Consider the following 16216-nt stretch of genomic DNA (forward strand, 5'->3'; position numbering starts at 1 on the left):
GGAGTTGTTCGGCCATCTATCGGGCATTTCGGACCGTAATCGGCGAAGAACTCCAAGATCAACTTTGGCGGGCGTGGTGGGCGGTCAGAGGGCGGCGATGGTCCAGGTGGTCTGGTGGGTCTGGCCCGGCGCCAGCACGACGAGGTCGGTGCCGGAGTTGAAGGCGTCGGGCGGGCAGGTCATGGGCTCGACCGCGAGGCCGATGCGGTCGCCGGGCTCGCCGGGGCGGTCGGCGGTGTGGATCTGCACCCACGGGCACTCGGCCGCGACCCAGGAGCACTCCACGCCGCCACCGCCGGCGGCGCGGACGAGCACCCGCGCGACCCCGTCGGCGTCGGTGGCCAGCGAGGTGAAGGCGTGGTCGATGAAGAGGTCGCCCAGCACCCGCGGCGACCGGAAGTCGAACCCGGCGGACTCGACCTTCTCGACGTCGACCGGGAGCAGCCGGTCCGGCGTGACGGCCAGGTACTCGGCGGCGGGCAGCTCCAGCGACCAGTCGTCGACGCGGCCGGCGCCGGCGACGAGGTAGGGGTGCGGGCCGGTGCCGTACGGCGCCGGGCCGGAGCCGGTGTTGGTGGCCGTGACGGTCCAGTGCAGGCCGGCGTCGTCCAGGGCGTAGCGAACCCGCAGGTCCAAGGGGTGCGGGTATCCGGTGAACGGCACCAGCGAGTGCCCGAACGTCGCCGCGGCGGCGTCCTGCTCGAGCACGTCCCAGCGGACCCAGGCGACCAGGCCGTGCAGCGCGTTGCCGCGGGTCGGCTCGGTGAGCGGTAGCTGCCGCTCCTGGCCGTCGAACGTGTAGACGCCGTCGGCGATGCGGTTCGGCCACGGCGCCAGCACCGCGCCGCGGAAGTTCGGCCGGATCTCGTCGGCGCCGAACCCGGCGACCAGCGGCCGATCGCCGTGGCGCAGCTCGCGCAGGGTGGCGCCGACCTCGGTGACGACGGCGGAGTAGTCGCCGTGGCGCAGTTCGACCTGGGTCCCGCTGGGGCTCACTGGCTCTCCTCGATGCCTGCGCCCGCGGCCGGGCGGACGGTGAAGACTGACGGTGACACGTAGCCGTGCTGGTCGAACGCGGCCCGGACGGCGTCACCGACCCGCGCCGCGTCGGCCGCGGCGGTCAGCGCGATGACCGAGCCGCCGAAGCCGCCGCCGGTCATCCTCGCACCCAGCGCGCCGGCGGCCAGCGCCGCGTCCACCGCGGTGTCGACCTCGGCGACGGTGATCTCGTAGTCGTCGCGCATCGAGGCGTGCGACGCGGTCAGCAGCGGCCCGATGTCGGCGGCCCGGCCGGCCCGCAGCAGCGCGACGGTGTCGAGCACCCGTGCGTTCTCGGTGAGCACGTGCCGCACCCGCCGCACCATGATGTCGTCGTCGAGCTGACCCAGGACCTCGTCGGCCGGCGAGTCCTGCACCTCGCGCAGCGTCTCGACGCCGAGCAGCGCGGCCGCCGCCTCACACGTCGCGCGGCGGGCCCCGTAGCCGCCGTCGACGTGCTCGTGGTGCACGCGGGTGTCGACGACAACCAGGCTCAGCCCGGCCGCGGCGAGGTCGCACGGCACCGGCTGCGCCGTCATGGCCCGCGCGTCGAACAGGATGACGTGGCCGTCCTGCCCGTACAGCGACGCCATCTGGTCCATCGCACCGGTGGGCGCGCCGACGTAGCGGTTCTCGGCCCGCTGCACGAGCAGCGCCAGCGTCGTGCGGTCGAGGCCGAGCCCGTGCAGGTCGTTCAGGGTGACGGCGACGGCGCACTCCAGCGCGTGCGACGACGACAGCCCAGCTCCCGTCGGCACATCGCTCTCTATAGAGACAAACGCCCCAGGGACGTCGTGCCCGGCGTCGCGCAGCGCCCAGAACACGCCGGCCACGTACGCGGCCCAGCCGGTGACGTCGCCGGGGGAGCTGTCGACGGCGAACGAGGCCGGCTCGGTGCCGGGCGCGGTGGAGGCGGCCGTGACCACGCCGTCGTCGCGCGTGCGCACCCGGGCCGTCGTCCGGTCCGGGATGGCCAGCGGCAGCGCGAACCCGCCGTTGTAGTCGGTGTGCTCGCCGATGAGGTTGACCCGGCCGGGCGCGGAGCCCGTCCGCTCGCTCACCGCTGCATGAACGTCCACGCGTCCTCCACGATCTGCTCCAGGCCGTGCTCCGGCCGCCAGCCGAGGTCGGCGGCGATGCGATCGGCCGACGCGACCAGCACCGGCGGGTCGCCGGCCCGCCGTTCCCTGTCGGTGGTGGGCACCGGGTGCCCGGTGACCCGTCGCACGGCCTCGACGACCTCGCGGACCGAGTACCCGGTGCCGGAGCCCAGGTTGTAGACGCGGTGCTCGCCGGACGCCGCGCCGGTGCCGGTCCAGTCCAGCGCCAGCAGGTGCGCCCGGCCGAGGTCCTCGACGTGCAGGTAGTCGCGGACGGCGGTGCCGTCGGGCGTCGGGTAGTCGGTGCCGAACACGTCGACGGCGGCGCGCCGGCCGGCCGGGACCATCAGCACGTTGGGGATGAGGTGCGTCTCGGGGTCGTGCCGCTCGCCGTGCCGGCCCAGAGCGCCCCCGACGTTGAAGTAGCGCAGGCTGACCGCGGCCAGGCCGTGCGCCACCGCCTCGCCGGCCAGGGCGTGGTCGACGGCGAGCTTGCTCTGGCCGTACGGGTTGATCGGCACCGCCGGGGTGTCCTCGGTGATCGGGCTGACCTCGGGCCGGCCGTACGTCGCAGCCGTCGACGAGAACACCAGCCGCCGCACGTCCGCCGCGCGCATCGCGTCGAGCAGGCGCAGCGTGCCGACGACGTTGTTCCACCAGTACAGCTCCGGCTCCGCGACCGACTGGCCGACCAGCGACCGGGCGGCGAAGTGCAGGACGGCGTCGAAGCTGGAATCGACGACGTCGGCGGCTTCGTCGATGCCCGCGTGCACGAACCGGGCGCTGTCGGGCACCGCCTCCTCGTGGCCGGTGAGCAGGCTGTCGACCACCACGACCTCGTGGCCGGCCGCGACCAGCTGCGACCCCACCACCGAGCCGATGTACCCGGCTCCGCCGGTGACCAGCAGCTTCATCGAGCCTCCCGCAGTCGGGCCGCGACGTCCTCGGGCAGCACGTCGGTGATGAACGCACCCATGCCCGACTCCGAGCCGGCCAGGTACTTCAGTTTGTCCGCCGCCCGCTTCACCGAGAACACCTGCAGGTGCAGGTAGCCGAGGTCGCGGTCGGCCCGCACCGGCGCCTGGTGCCAGGCGGCGATGTAGGGCAGCGGCGCGTCAAAGAGCGCGTCGAACCGGCGCAGCACGTCAAGATACAGGGTGACGAACTCGTCCCGCTCGGCGTCGTCGAGGTCGCCGATCTCGGCCAGCTGACGGTGCGGGTACAGGTGCACCTCGACCGGCCAGCGCGCGGCGGCCGGCACGAACGCCGTCCAGTGCTCCGTTCGGCCGACGACGCGGACGCCGGACGCCCGCTCCTCGGCGAGCAGGTCGGCGAACAGGTTGCGGCCGGTGCGGTCGCGGTGCTCGCGCGCGGACTGCATCATCCGGGCGGTGCGCGGCGTGACGTACGGGTAAGCGTAGATCTGGCCGTGCGGGTGCGACAGCGTGACGCCGATCTCCTGGCCGCGGTTCTCGAAGCAGAACACCTGCTCGACGCCGGGGACGGCGGACAGCTCGGTCGTCCGGTCGGCCCAGGCCTCGACGACCAGCCGGGCGTGCTCGGGCTCGAGGGTGGCGAAGGACGCGTTGTGGTCGCTGCTGAAGACGAGCACCTCGCAGCGGCCGATGCCGGGGCGGACGGGGACCAGCTCGGTGCCCGTCTCGGTGGTCGTCGCGTGCGTCGACAGGCTGGGGAAGCGGTTCTCGAACGCGACGACGTCGTACTCGCTGGACGGGATCTCCGTCGGCCGGTCCGCGGTCGAGGCGCACAGCGGGCACAGGTCCTTCGGCGGCAGGAACGTGCGGGTCTGCCGGTGCCCGGCCATCGCCACCCACTCCGCAAGCACGGGGTCGTAGCGCAGCTGCGACGTGGTACTCACCGGCGGCAGGTCGCGCGGGTCGTCCAGCCGGTGCGTGGCGTCGTCGTGGCGGTCGAAGTAGATGATCTCGCGGCCGTCCGCCAGCCGCGCCGTCGTGCGTTTCATCGGTGTCCATCCATCGGGTGCGTCGGAGCGAGGATCAGCTCGCCGACCTGGTCGGCGAGGGCTTCGCGGGCGTCGGCAGGCAGGCCGTCGTCGGTGACCAGCACGTCCGCGCCGGCCAGCCCGGCGATCGTGCTGATGCCCACGGTGCCCCACTTCGTGTGGTCGGCGACGACGACCAGCCGGCGCCCGGCGGCGACCAGCGCGCGGTCGGTGTCGGCCTCCAGCAGGTTCGGCGTGGTGAACCCGGCGCCGGCGTCCATGCCGTGCACGCCCAGGAACACGACGTCGAGGTGCAGCTGGTGCAGCGACGAGACCGCGACCGGCCCGACCAGGGCGTCGGACGGCGTGCGCACCCCGCCGGTCAGCACGACGTCGAGGTCGGTGCGGTCGTCGTCGTGCAGCTCGTCGGCGATGCGGATCGAGTTCGTGACGACGGTGAGCCGCGGGATCTCGCGCAGCCGCCGGGCCAGCGTCCACGTCGTCGTCCCGGCCGACAGCCCGACGGCCGACCCCGGCTCGACCAGCTCGGCGGCGGCCCGTGCGATGGCCTCCTTCTCCGCCTGCTGACGCAGCTGCTTGGTCCGGAAGCCGGGCTCGTCGGTACTGGGAGAGCGCTTCGACGTGGCGCCGCCGTGCACCTTGTCCAGCTCACCGCGGGCGACCAGCGTGTCGAGGTCGCGGCGGATCGTCATGTCCGAGACGCCGAACCGGCCGGCGAGGTCGCTGACCGTGGCGGCGCCGCGTCGCTGGACCTCGTCCAGGATGAGCGCCTGCCGTTCGGCGGCCAGCATCGAAGCCGTGCCCTTCTGTGCGAACCTGTTCGACTCTGTGCTCTTACGTTAGCACTGCAGCGGCGGGCGGGTGATTCTGCACCCTTGTTTCCGCCGAGTTGATCATGGAGAAGGTCGGGCTCCGCGGCCGTCGAGAGGCGACCTTCTCCATGATCAACTCGGCAAGGGGGGGTGTGCCGTGGGGCGGAAATCGAGGTGCGGCGCGACCGCCGGGCCGCCTAGCGTGCGGCCATGACCACGGAATTGCTCAGCGCCCTCGGTGACCCGAAGCGGGTGGCCGTGCTCGGCGCCCTGTGCGCGCGGCCGGAGGTCAGCACCGTCGCGGAGGTCGGGGCGCGGGCCGGGTTGTCCGAGCGCGACGTGCAGCGGGCGCTGGCGGTGCTCGGCGGGGCCGGACTGGTCCGCCGCGACGACGCCGGGCTGAGCGCCGACCTCGAGCCGATCCGGGCAGCCGCCGCCGCTGCCGTGGCGGCGACACCGGTCGGCCGGGTGGCGGCGGACTTCCCGCGGCTGGACGGCTGCCTGAAGAACGGCCGCATCGCCACCATACCGGCCGGCAACGGGCTCAAGGCCGAGCTGGGCCGGCTGGTCGTGGCCGCCCTGCCGCAGCGCGACGCGTACACCGAGAAGGAGCTCACCGCCGAGCTGGCCGCCCTGGGCGACGAGCCGGTCGCGCTGCGCCGGCTGCTGGTCGACCTGCGCCTGGTCGGCCGGGCCGCCGACGGCTCGCGCTACTGACTCACGTCCTGACCCTTGCCGGTGGTACTGGCGGTACCTGGGAACCGAGGCCGCGTGGCCCGAGCCTGGACGCATGGAGCATGCGGTGGTCACGGGGGCGAACTCGGGCATCGGCGAACAGATCGCGACGGGCTTGGCCCGGCACGGAGCGTCCGTGGTCCTCGTCGCGCGGAATCGGGAGCGGCTCGAGGCGGCCCGGCGCCGCATCGCGCAGGTCGCACCCGGGGTGGACCTGGAGGTGGAGCCGGTCGACCTCTCGGACCTGGACGGGGTCCGTACCCTGGCCGAACGGCTGGCCGGGCGGGACCCGTCGATCGTGGTGAGCAACGCCGCGGTCATCGCCCCGCTCGACGATCGGACTCCCGAGGGACTGCATCGGTCGCTGGCGACGAACCACCTCGCGCCGTACCTGCTGCTGCGCACGATCGCGGAGCGACCGAGCCCGCGGAGTCGCCGGTTCGTCGTGGTCGGCGGCTCACCGAGCGGACTGCGACGGACCCCCGTCGACCTGGACGACCTCAACCTCGAGACCGGCCGGGGATTGGCCTGGCCGCCGAGCTTCCGCCCGTTCGCCGCCTACGCCCGCACGAAGAACATGAACACGATGTTCGTGTACGGCCTCGCGCGGCGGCTGCGCGGCACCGGCTCGACGGTGAACGGCGCCCACCCGGGCATCATCAAGGGCGGGCGCCTGAACCGCCACGACCGCGGGGCCTTGCGGGTGTTCGGCTCGGTGGTCGGTGTGTTCTCGCCGGGCACCGAGACCGGCGCTGACACCCCGCTCTGGCTGGCGACGGCCCCCGAGGTCGACGGCGTGTCCGGGCGGTTCTACGTCAAGCGCAAGGCCGTGGAGACAGCCGGCCACACCACCGATCCGGACCGCGTCGAACGGCTCTGGCGCGAGAGCGCCCGGCTGGTCGGGCTACCGGCCTGACCGGGTGCTCGCGCCGGCGCGCAGCTGGTCGAGCTTGGCCGCGTCCTCACTGCCGGGCGGCGCGCTGTAGACCACGATCCGGAGGTCGGAGTCCAGCGCGGAGAACACGTCGCAGTCGAGTGTGAGCGGGCCGATCTCCGGGTGGTCGACGGTCTTGCGCTCGGCCACCCGATGGGGCATGGCGAAGTCGTCCCACAGCCCGGCGAAGGCGGGGCTCACGGACCGCAGCTCGGCCACGAGCGCCGCGAGGTCAACGTCCTCGGGGTACGTAGCGACCGCTCGCCGCAGGTCGGCCACGAGTTCGCGGCCGAGCCGCTCGTGCTCCTCGGCCGTGTGCGCCACGGGGCTGGGCCGGCCGGTGAAGTGATGCCACGCGAGATTCGCCTCGCGCCCGGACGCGTCCGTCGTGATGCCGATGAGCGCGACCCACAACCCATTGGCGAGCACGAGGTCCCAGCTCGCGGTGAAGACCGCCGTGGGTGTGTCCTGGAGCCGGTCGAGAACGCGGCCGGTGCCTGGGCTGAGCTGGCGCGGGACCGCTCCGCCGGCCGGCGGCGGCTGCACGCCGGCCAGGCGATAGAGCGTCTCGCGCTCCTCGACCGTCAGGTGGAGCGCTCGGGCGAGAGCACCCAGGACCTGCGGCGACGGGTTCCGGGCGCGTCCCTGCTCGAGCTGGACGAGGTAGTCGACCGAGATCCCGGCCAGCACGGCCAGTTCCTCCCGGCGCAGACCCGGCGCGCGACGCGGCCCGGCGTCGGGCAGACCGGCCGCGGCCGGCGTCACCCGCTGCCGCCACGAGCGCAGCACACGGGCGAAGTCGGCGCCGGTCACCCGGCGGCGGCCAGCACGTCGTCGACGACGGCGCGGGCCTCGGCCTGGATGCGGGCCAGGTGGTCCGCGCCCTGGAAGCTCTCCGCGTAGATCTTGTAGACGTCCTCGGTGCCGGACGGGCGCGCCGCGAACCAGCCGGACTTGGTCACGACCTTGAGCCCGCCGATCGGGGCGTCGTTGCCCGGCGCCGTCGTCAGCTTCGCCGTGATCGGCTCGCCGGCCAGCTCGGTCGCCGTCACCTGCTCCGGCGACAGCTTGCCGAGCGCCGCCTTCTGCGAGCGCGACGCGGGCGCGTCGACGCGCGCGTAGACCGGATCGCCGAACTGCGCCGTCAGCCGGCGGTAGTGCTCGCTCGGCGTCGACCCCGTCACGGCGATGATCTCAGCGGCCAGCAGGCAGGCGATGATGCCGTCCTTGTCGGTGGTCCAGACCCGGCCGTCGCGGCGCAGGAAGGACGCGCCTGCGGACTCCTCGCCGCCGAAGCCGACGGAGGAGTCGACCAGGCCCGGCACGAACCACTTGAACCCGACCGGCACCTCCAGCAGCGGCCGGCCCAGCGACGCCGCGACGTTGTCGATCATGGACGAGCTGACCAGCGTCTTCCCGACGGCGGCCGCCGACGGCCAGTCGGCGCGGTGCCGGTAGAGGTAGTCGATGGCGACGGCGAGGTAGTGGTTCGGGTTCAGCAGCCCGCCGTCGGGGGTGACGATGCCGTGCCGGTCGGCGTCGGCGTCGTTGCCGGTCGCGACGGCGAACTCGGACCCCTCGGCCAGCCGCGAGATCAGCGACGCCATCGCGTATGGCGACGAGCAGTCCATGCGGATCTTGCCGTCCCAGTCCAGCGTCATGAACCGCCACGTCGGGTCGACCAGCGGGTTGACGACGGTGAGGTCCAGGCCGTGCCGCTCGGCGATGGCCGCCCAGTAGTCCACCGACGCGCCGCCCAGCGGGTCGGCGCCGATGCGCACCCCGGCGTTGCGGATCGCCTCGATGTCCACGACCGACGGCAGGTCGTCGACGTAGGCGCCGAGGAAGTCGTACGTCGACGTCGTGTCGGCGGCCCGCGCCGACGCCAGGTGCATGCGCCGCACGCCGTGCAGGCCGTGCTCCAGATACCGGTTGGCGGCGTCCTGGATGGCGCCGGTGATCTCCGACCCGGCCGGCCCGCCGTCCGGTGGGTTGTACTTGAAGCCGCCGTCCCAGGGCGGGTTGTGCGACGGGGTGACGACGACGCCGTCGGCCCGGCGCGCCCCCGGCACCGAGTTGTACGTGAGGATCGCGTGCGACACCGCCGGCGTCGGCGTGTACCGCTCGTCGCCGTCGACCAGCAGCGTCACCTCGTTGGCGGCGAACACCTCGACCGCCGTCGCCCAGGCCGGCTCGGACAGCGCATGGGTGTCCTTGCCGAGGAACAGCGGCCCGTCGATGCCGTTGGCGGCCCGGTAGTCGCAGATCGCCTGCGACGTGGCGGCGATGTGGTCGTCGTTGAACGCCGCGGCCAGCGACGAGCCGCGGTGCCCGGACGTGCCGAACGCGACCCGCTGACCGGCGTCTCCCGGATCGGGATGGGTGGTGTAGTAGGCCCGGACCAGCTGCGGGACGTCGACCAGATCCTCAGGGGTGGCGGGCTGGCCCGCACGGGGGTGGTTCGTCACCGTGTCATCCTCTCTCGCCTCGGGTACGTCTGTACCGTGCGCGCGCCATACAATTCGCCGATGAATGACAGCTCTCCTGGCCGACATAGCGTGCAGGGGTCCCAGCCGTGAACCAGGGCACCCTGCTGAACCTCGGTCTCGTCCTCGTCTTCATCCTCGTCGGCGGCGTCTTCGCCGCGACGGAGCTCGCACTCGTCTCGCTGCGGGAGAGCCAGCTGGCCCAGATGGCCCAGCAGGGCCGCCGCGGCGAGCGGGTCTCCGAGTTGGCCCGCAACCCCAACCGCTTCCTCTCCGCCGTGCAGATCGGCGTCACCCTCGCCGGCTTCTTCTCCGCCGCCTACGGCGCCTCGACCCTCGCGCCCGACCTCTCCCCGGTCCTGCAGGACTGGGGGCTGCCCGAGGGCGCGGCCGACACCCTCGCCTTCATCGTGCTCACGCTGTTCGTCGCCTACCTCTCGCTGGTGCTGGGTGAGCTCGTACCCAAACGCATCGCGTTGCAGCGGGCGGCCGGCGTCTCGCTGGCGGTCGCGCCGCCGCTGGACCGGTTCGCGACGATGATGCGCCCGGTCATCTGGTTCCTGTCCAAGTCCACCGACCTCGTCGTCCGTGGCCTCGGCGGCGATCCCTCCGCCCAGCGCGAGGAGATGAGCGAGGACGAGCTGCGCGAGCTGGTCTCCGGCCACGGGGGCCTCAGCGAGGAGGAGCGGCGCATCGTCGGCGACGTGCTCGACGTCGGCGACCGGCAGGTCCGCGAGGTCATGCGCCCGCGTACCGAGGTCGACTTCCTCGACGCGGACATGCCGGTGTTCAAGGCGGTCAAGCTGGCGTCGACGATGCCGCACTCGCGCTACCCGGTGGTCGGCACGTCCACCGACGACGTCGTCGGCTTCGTGCACGTGCGCGACCTGTTCGACCCGGAGATGTCCGGGCGCAGCATCCGGGTCGGCGAGCTGGTCCGCGACGTGCTCGTGCTGCCGGGCACGAAACGGGTGCTGCCGGCGATGACGGAGATGCGCCGGCAGGGCTCGCACCTGGCCGTCGTCGTCGACGAGTACGGCGGCACCGCCGGCATCGTCACGCTCGAGGACCTCGTCGAGGAGCTGGTCGGCGAGATCCGGGACGAGTACGACACCGACGAGCTGCCCGTGGCCGCCGCGGCCGGCGGCGTGGTCGACGTCGACGGCATGTTCAACGTCGGCGACTTCGCCGAGCGCACCGGCGTCGACCTGCCCGACGGCCCGTACGAGACGGTGGCCGGCTTCGTGGTCGCCCGGCTCGGCCGGCTGCCGTCGGTCGGCGACGTCGTCGACTACGACGGGGTGCGGATCGAGGTCTTGTCGCTGGACGGACGGCGGGCCTCGCGGCTGCGCGTCCACCCCCGGCCGGGGCCGCCGACGGCCGAGGTGATCCCGCCGGTGAACGGCTGACCGGCCGCCCGGGCCGCTCCCGTCACCAGTCGTGCACGGTGCCGTCGGTGAGCCGGTTGTAGGGCAGGTAGGCCCGCTGGTACGGATACTTGCCGGCCTCGTCGGTGTCGAGGGTGACGCCGAGGCCGGGCTCGTCGCCGGGGTGCAGCCGGCCGTCCTTCCAGGTGAAGGTCTGGTGGAAGACCTCGTCGGTCCTCGCGCCGTGCTTCATGTACTCCTGGATGCCGAAGTTGTGGATCGCCAGGCCCAGGTGCAGTGCGGCGGCCATGCCGACCGGAGAGATGTCGGTGGGCCCGTGCATGCCGGACCTGATCTGGTACTGCGCGGCGAAGTCGAGGATCTTCCGCAGGTGCGTGATGCCGCCGGTGTGCGTCACCGCCGAGCGCACGTAGTCGATCAGCTGCTCGGTGACGAGGGTCTGGTAGTCCCAGACGGTGTTGAAGACCTCGCCGATGGCCAGCGGCGTCGTGGTGTGCTGGCGGACCAGCCGCAGGCCCTGCTGGTTCTCGGCCGGCGTGCAGTCCTCCAGCCAGAACAGGTCGTACGGCTCCAGCGCCTTGCCGAGCCTGCCCGCCTGGATCGGCGTCATCCGGTGGTGGCCGTCGTGCAGCAGCGGCAGCTCCGGCCCGAACTCGCCCCGCACGGCCTCGAACACACCGGGTAGGTGCCGCAGGTAGGCGCGGGTGTCCCAGTCCTCCTCCTGCGGGAACACGCCGCGGCTGGCCGGCTCGTAGTCATACCGGTCGCCGACGGTGACGTCAGCGCGCTGGGTCGCCGCGACCCCGTAGACCGCCTTCAGCCCGGGCACGCCGGTCTGGATCCGGATGGCGCGGTAGCCCTGCTCGAGGTGGTCGCGGACGCTGTCGAACAGCTCCGGCAGGTCGCGGCCGCTGGCGTGCCCGTAGGCGAGCAGCCCGGTCCGCGACGCGCCGCCGAGCAGCTGGTAGAGCGGCATCCCGGCGGCCCTGGCCTTGAGGTCCCACAGGGCGACGTCGACGGCGGCGATCGCGGCCATGGTGACGGGGCCGCGGCGCCAGTAGGCGCTGCGGTACAGGAACTGCCAGGTGTCCTCGATGCGGTGCGGGTCGCGGCCGATCAGCAGCGGCGCGACGTGGTCGCGCAGGTACGACACGACGGCCAGCTCGCGGCCGTTCAGCGTCGCGTCGCCGAGCCCGGTGAGGCCGTCGTCGGTGGTCAGCCGCAACGTCACGAAGTTCCGGTCCGGGCTGGTCACCACGACCTCGGCCGTCTCGATGCTCGTCATGCGTGCATGCTAGGGACTGCGCCGGGCGGGCCGAACGGCGCACCGGCGTGTCCCGCCGCGAAGTGACTGACAGAATGACCGCATGACCAACAGTCGCCGCCCGCGTGTGCTCTCCGGGATGCAGCCGACCAACGCGTCGCTGCACCTGGGCAACTACCTCGGGGCGCTGCGGCAATGGGTGGCCCTGCAGGACGACCACGACGCCTTTTACTGCGTCGTCGACCTCCACGCCATCACCGCCGGACACGACCCCGCCCAGCTGCGCCAGCGCACCCGCGTCACCGCCGCCCAGTACCTCGCCGGCGGCGTCGACCCCGAGCGCAGCACCCTGTTCGTGCAGAGCCACGTGCCCGAGCACCCCCAGCTGTCCTGGGTGCTCAGCTGCATCACCGGCTTCGGCGAGGCCAGCCGGATGACCCAGTTCAAGGACAAGTCCGCCCGCGCCGGCGCCGACAGCACCACCGTCGGGCTGTTCACCTACCCGATCCTGCAGGCCGCCGACATCCTGCTCTACAGCGCCGACCAGGTGCCCGTGGGCGAGGACCAGCGTCAGCACATCGAGCTCACCCGCGACCTCGGCGGCCGGTTCAACACCCGGTTCGGCGAGACGTTCGTGCTGCCCAAGGCCTACATCCCCGAGGCGACGGCGAAGATCTACGACCTGCAGGACCCCACCGCGAAGATGAGCAAGAGCGTGGCCGGATCCGGCCTCATCGAGCTGCTCGACGCGCCCAAGACCATCGAGAAGCGCATCAAGAGCGCCGTCACCGACACCGGACGCGAGGTTGTGGCCGATGCGCAGAACAAGCCCGGAATCACCAACCTCATCACTATCCTGTCTGCATTCAGCGGTCGCTCGGTCGCGCAGATCGAGCAGGACTTCGCCGGGCGGGGGTACGGCGACCTGAAGAAGGAGGTGGCGGCGGCGGTGCTCGACGTCGTCGTTCCATTCCAGCAGCGGGTCCAGCAGCTCCTCGACGACCCCGCCGAGCTGGACGCCGTCCTCGCCCGAGGTGCGCAGAAGGCCCGCGAGGTGGCCGCGCCGACGCTCGCCACGGTGTATGAGCGCGTCGGGTTCCTCGCCGCGCGGTGACCCGGTGACAGACGCACCTGAGCCCAGCGGCCAGACGATCGGGCTGGCCGTCCCGATCCCGGAGCCCTACGGCCGCGAGCTGCAGGACTGGCGCCGCTCGTTCGGCGACCCGCTGGCCGACGCCATCCCGGCGCACATCACGCTGCTGCCGCCGACGGCCCTCACCGCCGCCGACCGCGACGGCGTGTACGAGCACCTCGACAAGGTCGCCGCGCGGTTCGCGCCGTTCCGGGTGCACCTGCGCGGCACGGCGACGTTCCTGCCGGTGTCGCCGGTGGTGTTCGTGGCGCTCGCGCAGGGCATCTCGGCGTGCGAGCGGCTGTCCGACGCCATCCGCACCGGCCCGCTCGCGGTCGACCTGTCCTTCCCGTACCACCCGCACGTCACCGTCGCCCACCACGTGTCCGAGGAGGCGATGGACAACGCCTTCGACACCCTGGCCGGCTACGACGCCGGCTTCGACGTCGCGGCGTTCAGCCTCTACGAGCACGGCGACGACGGCTACTGGCGGCGCGAGCGCGACTTCGTCCTGACGGGAGAGGCAGCGCGCGTGTGATCGCCCGGCTCCGCGCGGTCTGGGACCGGCTGCAGCTGACCCTCCCGCTGCGCGCCTGGAAACGCTACGGCGACCTGCGCGGCAACCGGCTGGCCGGCGCGTCCAGCTTCTACGGGTTCGTGTCGCTGTTCCCGCTGCTCGTGCTGTCGGCGGCGATCGTCAGCGCCATCGCCGGACCGTCCGGCGTCGAGACCGTGCAGGAGATCGTCGACGACAACCTGCCCGGGCTCGACGTCGATGTGAGCACGTTCCACAGCAATGCCGGCACCGTCGGGCTCATCGGCGCCGTGACGCTGCTGTTCACCGGCCTCGGCTGGGTCGACTCCGTCCGCGCCGCCGTCCGCTCCATGTGGGGCCTCGACGACCAGCCCGGCAACATCGTGGTGCGCAAGGGCCTCGACATCGTGTCGCTGGCCGGGCTCGGCCTGCTCATCCTGGTGTCCACCGGCGCCAGCGTCGTGGTCGTCTCGTTCGCCGGCGACGTTCTCGACTGGCTCGGGCTCGGCAGCGGCGGCTGGCTGATCCGGCTGTTCAGCGGCCTCGTGTCGGTCGGCGTCAGCACGGCGCTGTTCGCCTACCTGCTGGCCGGGTTGCCGCGCATCGTGGTCCCGTTCCGCAACCTGGTCGTCGTGTCGCTGCTGGGCGCCGTCGTCTTCGAGATCCTCAAGCAGTTCCTGGTGCAGTACGTGGTCGGCACGGCCACGCAGAACTCGTACGCCGCCTTCGCCGCGCCACTGGCCATGCTGGCTTGGATCTACCTGGTGACCCGGCTGCTCATGGTCGCCGCGGCGCTGACGGCCGAGAGCGCCATCGACCAGCTCGAGGCGGCCGAGCGCGCCGAGACCGCGGCGACGCTGCAGTCGCAGACACGGGGCGCGGTTCCTGACGGGGTCGCGCCGGCGGACCTGCTGTCGCCGGGGCAGATCCGGGCGACCGGGGTCGCCGCCGGCGCGGTGCTCGGCGCCTCGGGCCTGGCGCTGGCCCTCCTCGCGGCCCGCGCCGCCCGCACCGTCCGCTCCGCGCTCCGGCGTCAGCGAGACGAGTAGCGGCCGGACGACTTGGGGCGGCGCCGGCGCAGGGCGAAGCCGAGCCCGCCGGCCAGCGCGGCCGCCGCGAGGCTGAGCCAGACCACCGGCGGCACGTCGTCGGAGCTGCCGCCAGGGCTGGTCAGCGCGTCGCCGTAGTCCTCGAGCGGGTTGCGCCCGAGGATGTCGCCCTCGTCGGCGGCGTCGGTGACCATCGCCTCGACCTCGTCGGGCGCGACGAGGTGGCCGATCGGCTGGGTCTTCGGCGCGGCCAGCGCCCAGTCGAACAGGGCGGCGGCGGTGTCCTCGGCCCGGCCCTCGGCGCCGAGGACGGTCGCGATGAGGGTGCGGCCGTCGCGCTCGACCGCGCCGACGAAGGTGTGGCCGGCGAGCGTCGTGAACCCGGTCTTCAGGCCGATGGTGCCCTCGTAGGAGCCGAGCAGCCGGTTCTGGTTCTGGATCTGGAACGTCGCGCCGTCGGTGCCGGGGAAGTCGTAGGCAGGGGTGGCGGCCAGCGCGGCGATCGTCTCGTCGTCGAGGGCCTCGCGGCCGATCAGCGCGAGGTCGTAGGCCGACGACAGCTGGCCGGGGGAGTCCAGGCCGTGCGGAGTGACGGCCTTGGTGTCGAACGCGCCGAGCCGGCGGGCCTCGTCGTTCATCTTGTCGACGGTGACGTCCTGGCCGCCGGCCGCCTCGGCGATGGCGTGCGCGGCGTCGTTGCCGGACGCGAGCATCAGGCCGTGCAGGAGCTGGTCGACGGTGTACGTCTGGGTGGCGACGATGCCGACGCGGCTGCCCTCGACCGACGCGTCCTCCTCGGTGGCGACGTAGGTCTCGTCGGGCTCCAGCGCGGAGCCGGTGGCCAGCGCCGTCAGCAGCTTGATCGTGCTGGCCGGCGGGCGGCGCTCGTGCGGGCTGTACGCGGCCAGGACGTCGCCGGTCTCGGCGTCGGCGATCAGCCAGGACTGCCCGTCGACGACGGGCAGCGGCGGCGCCGTCGTCGACACCAGCGGCACCCCGGTGGCGGCCAGCTCCTCGCCGCCGACGATCTCGTCGACGGGGGAGTCGGCCGGCGGCTCCAGGATGGTGGACGGCGGCGTGGCCGGCGCGGTCGCCGCCGGCGTCTCGGCGTGCGCCGGCAGCAGCGCGCCGGACCCGAGCATGACGAGGGCCGCCACCGGCACGATCCAGGCGCGGTGGCTGCGGTGGGAGCGCAGTGCGGGGCCCATGGTCGAGGTCAGACTAACCAGTCGCGGGGACGAGCAGTCAGCTCGGTGCGTCGTCGAACGGCAGGACAAGGGCACGGAGCAGGTCGGCTAGCCGCTTGCGCTCCTCGTCGCCGAGCCCGGCCAGCAGCCGCCGCTCGTTCGCCAGCAGGCCTTCCAGCGCGGCGTCGACGGACTTCTTGCCGAAGTCGGTGAGCTTGACCCGGACGGCGCGGCGGTCGTCGTCGTCGCGGCGCCGGCTGACCAGGCCGCGGGCGGTGAGCTTGTCGACCCGCGCCGTCATGGTGCCGCTGGTGACCAGGGTCTGGCCGAGCAGGACGCCGGGCGACAGCTCGTACGGCTCGCCGGCCCGGCGCAGCGCCGCGAGGACGTCGAACTCCCACGGCTCGAGCCCGTGCTCGGTGAACGCGGCCCGCCGTTCGCGGTCGAGATGGCGCGCCAGCCGGCTGACGCGCGACAGCACCTCCATGGGGCCGACGTCGAGGTCGGGCCGCTCGTGCCGCCACGCCTCGGTCAGCCGATCGACCTCGTCCTGAGCCATGCTCAGACTCTAC

16 protein-coding genes are annotated in these 16216 nt (G+C 73.0%); 6 read left to right on the top strand and 10 right to left on the bottom strand.

Annotation, left to right across the window (positions count from 1 at the left end):
- Window positions 1-84: 84 nt before the first annotated feature.
- The 5 genes from BLV05_RS10585 to BLV05_RS10605 are packed head-to-tail and all read right to left on the bottom strand — an operon-like array spanning window position 85 to window position 4913.
- Window positions 85-996 (bottom strand): aldose 1-epimerase family protein, encoded by a 912-nt coding sequence (locus BLV05_RS10585; RefSeq protein WP_046769339.1) that lies wholly within the window; start codon window positions 994-996, stop codon window positions 85-87.
- Complete coding sequence (gene galK / locus BLV05_RS10590) at window positions 993-2117, bottom strand: galactokinase (protein ID WP_046769340.1); 1125 nt, start codon at window positions 2115-2117, stop codon at window positions 993-995. The genes BLV05_RS10585 and galK overlap by 4 nt, the downstream gene beginning before the upstream one ends.
- Window positions 2096-3052 (bottom strand): UDP-glucose 4-epimerase GalE, encoded by a 957-nt coding sequence (gene galE / locus BLV05_RS10595; RefSeq protein WP_046769341.1) that lies wholly within the window; start codon window positions 3050-3052, stop codon window positions 2096-2098. Before galE ends, galK begins: the two co-directional genes overlap by 22 nt.
- The gene (gene galT / locus BLV05_RS10600; protein WP_046769342.1) at window positions 3049-4122 is read right to left on the bottom strand and encodes a galactose-1-phosphate uridylyltransferase; all 1074 of its coding nucleotides are present in this window, start codon (window positions 4120-4122) and stop codon (window positions 3049-3051) included. Before galT ends, galE begins: the two co-directional genes overlap by 4 nt.
- The gene (locus BLV05_RS10605; protein ID WP_046769343.1) at window positions 4119-4913 is read right to left on the bottom strand and encodes a DeoR/GlpR family DNA-binding transcription regulator; all 795 of its coding nucleotides are present in this window, start codon (window positions 4911-4913) and stop codon (window positions 4119-4121) included. Before BLV05_RS10605 ends, galT begins: the two co-directional genes overlap by 4 nt.
- Window positions 4914-5144: 231 nt before the next feature.
- Here BLV05_RS10605 and BLV05_RS10610 point away from each other — a divergent pair, with 231 nt between their 5' ends.
- Both BLV05_RS10610 and BLV05_RS10615 read left to right on the top strand, forming a co-directional pair.
- Window positions 5145-5651, top strand: coding sequence for a DUF2087 domain-containing protein (locus tag BLV05_RS10610; RefSeq protein ID WP_052762552.1), 507 nt, complete (start codon window positions 5145-5147; stop codon window positions 5649-5651).
- 73 nt (window positions 5652-5724) lie between these two features.
- A complete protein-coding gene (locus BLV05_RS10615) occupies window positions 5725-6585 on the top strand; it encodes an SDR family NAD(P)-dependent oxidoreductase (RefSeq protein ID WP_046769344.1) in 861 nt (286 codons plus the stop codon).
- Here BLV05_RS10615 and BLV05_RS10620 read toward each other — a convergent pair.
- Both BLV05_RS10620 and pgm read right to left on the bottom strand, forming a co-directional pair.
- On the bottom strand, window positions 6574-7416 hold the full coding sequence (locus BLV05_RS10620; RefSeq protein ID WP_046769345.1) for a helix-turn-helix domain-containing protein: 843 nt from the start codon (window positions 7414-7416) through the stop codon (window positions 6574-6576). The two genes, BLV05_RS10615 and BLV05_RS10620, sit on opposite strands and share 12 nt — an antisense overlap.
- Window positions 7413-9071 carry a phosphoglucomutase (alpha-D-glucose-1,6-bisphosphate-dependent) gene (gene pgm / locus BLV05_RS10625; RefSeq protein WP_046769346.1) on the bottom strand — a complete coding sequence of 553 codons (1659 nt, stop codon included), beginning with the start codon at window positions 9069-9071 and terminating at the stop codon, window positions 7413-7415. The genes BLV05_RS10620 and pgm overlap by 4 nt, the downstream gene beginning before the upstream one ends.
- A gap of 107 nt (window positions 9072-9178) precedes the next feature.
- On the opposite strand from pgm, the gene BLV05_RS10630 reads away from it, so the two are divergent.
- Window positions 9179-10498, top strand: a complete 1320-nt coding sequence (locus tag BLV05_RS10630; protein ID WP_046769347.1) for a hemolysin family protein — start codon at window positions 9179-9181, stop codon at window positions 10496-10498.
- A gap of 22 nt (window positions 10499-10520) precedes the next feature.
- Here the strand turns inward: BLV05_RS10630 and manD are convergent, their stop codons facing one another.
- Window positions 10521-11762 (bottom strand): D-mannonate dehydratase ManD, encoded by a 1242-nt coding sequence (gene manD, locus BLV05_RS10635; protein WP_046769348.1) that lies wholly within the window; start codon window positions 11760-11762, stop codon window positions 10521-10523.
- Window positions 11763-11844: 82 nt separating this feature from the next.
- Between manD and trpS the strand changes: the two genes are divergently transcribed.
- From trpS to BLV05_RS10650, 3 genes are read left to right on the top strand one after another with little or no spacing between them, the layout of a single operon-like run.
- A complete protein-coding gene (gene trpS, locus BLV05_RS10640; protein ID WP_082155297.1) occupies window positions 11845-12855 on the top strand; it encodes a tryptophan--tRNA ligase in 1011 nt (336 codons plus the stop codon).
- A 4-nt stretch (window positions 12856-12859) separates the two neighbouring features.
- Window positions 12860-13411: a 2'-5' RNA ligase family protein gene (locus BLV05_RS10645; protein WP_046769417.1), complete on the top strand. Its 552-nt coding sequence runs from the start codon at window positions 12860-12862 to the stop codon at window positions 13409-13411.
- Entirely contained in the window at window positions 13408-14457 is a 1050-nt protein-coding gene (locus tag BLV05_RS10650) for a YihY/virulence factor BrkB family protein (protein WP_052762553.1), read from the top strand. The genes BLV05_RS10645 and BLV05_RS10650 overlap by 4 nt, the downstream gene beginning before the upstream one ends.
- Here the strand turns inward: BLV05_RS10650 and BLV05_RS10655 are convergent.
- Together BLV05_RS10655 and BLV05_RS10660 are read right to left on the bottom strand one after the other, a co-directional pair.
- Window positions 14442-15665, bottom strand: coding sequence for a D-alanyl-D-alanine carboxypeptidase family protein (locus BLV05_RS10655; RefSeq protein ID WP_046769350.1), 1224 nt, complete (start codon window positions 15663-15665; stop codon window positions 14442-14444). The genes BLV05_RS10650 and BLV05_RS10655 overlap by 16 nt on opposite strands.
- 37 nt (window positions 15666-15702) lie before the next feature.
- Entirely contained in the window at window positions 15703-16203 is a 501-nt protein-coding gene (locus BLV05_RS10660) for a MarR family winged helix-turn-helix transcriptional regulator (RefSeq protein ID WP_046769351.1), read from the bottom strand.
- Window positions 16204-16216 lie beyond the last annotated feature (13 nt).

It is taken from the genome of Jiangella alkaliphila, assembly GCF_900105925.1.
GTDB classification, from domain to species: Bacteria; Actinomycetota; Actinomycetes; order Jiangellales; family Jiangellaceae; genus Jiangella; species Jiangella alkaliphila.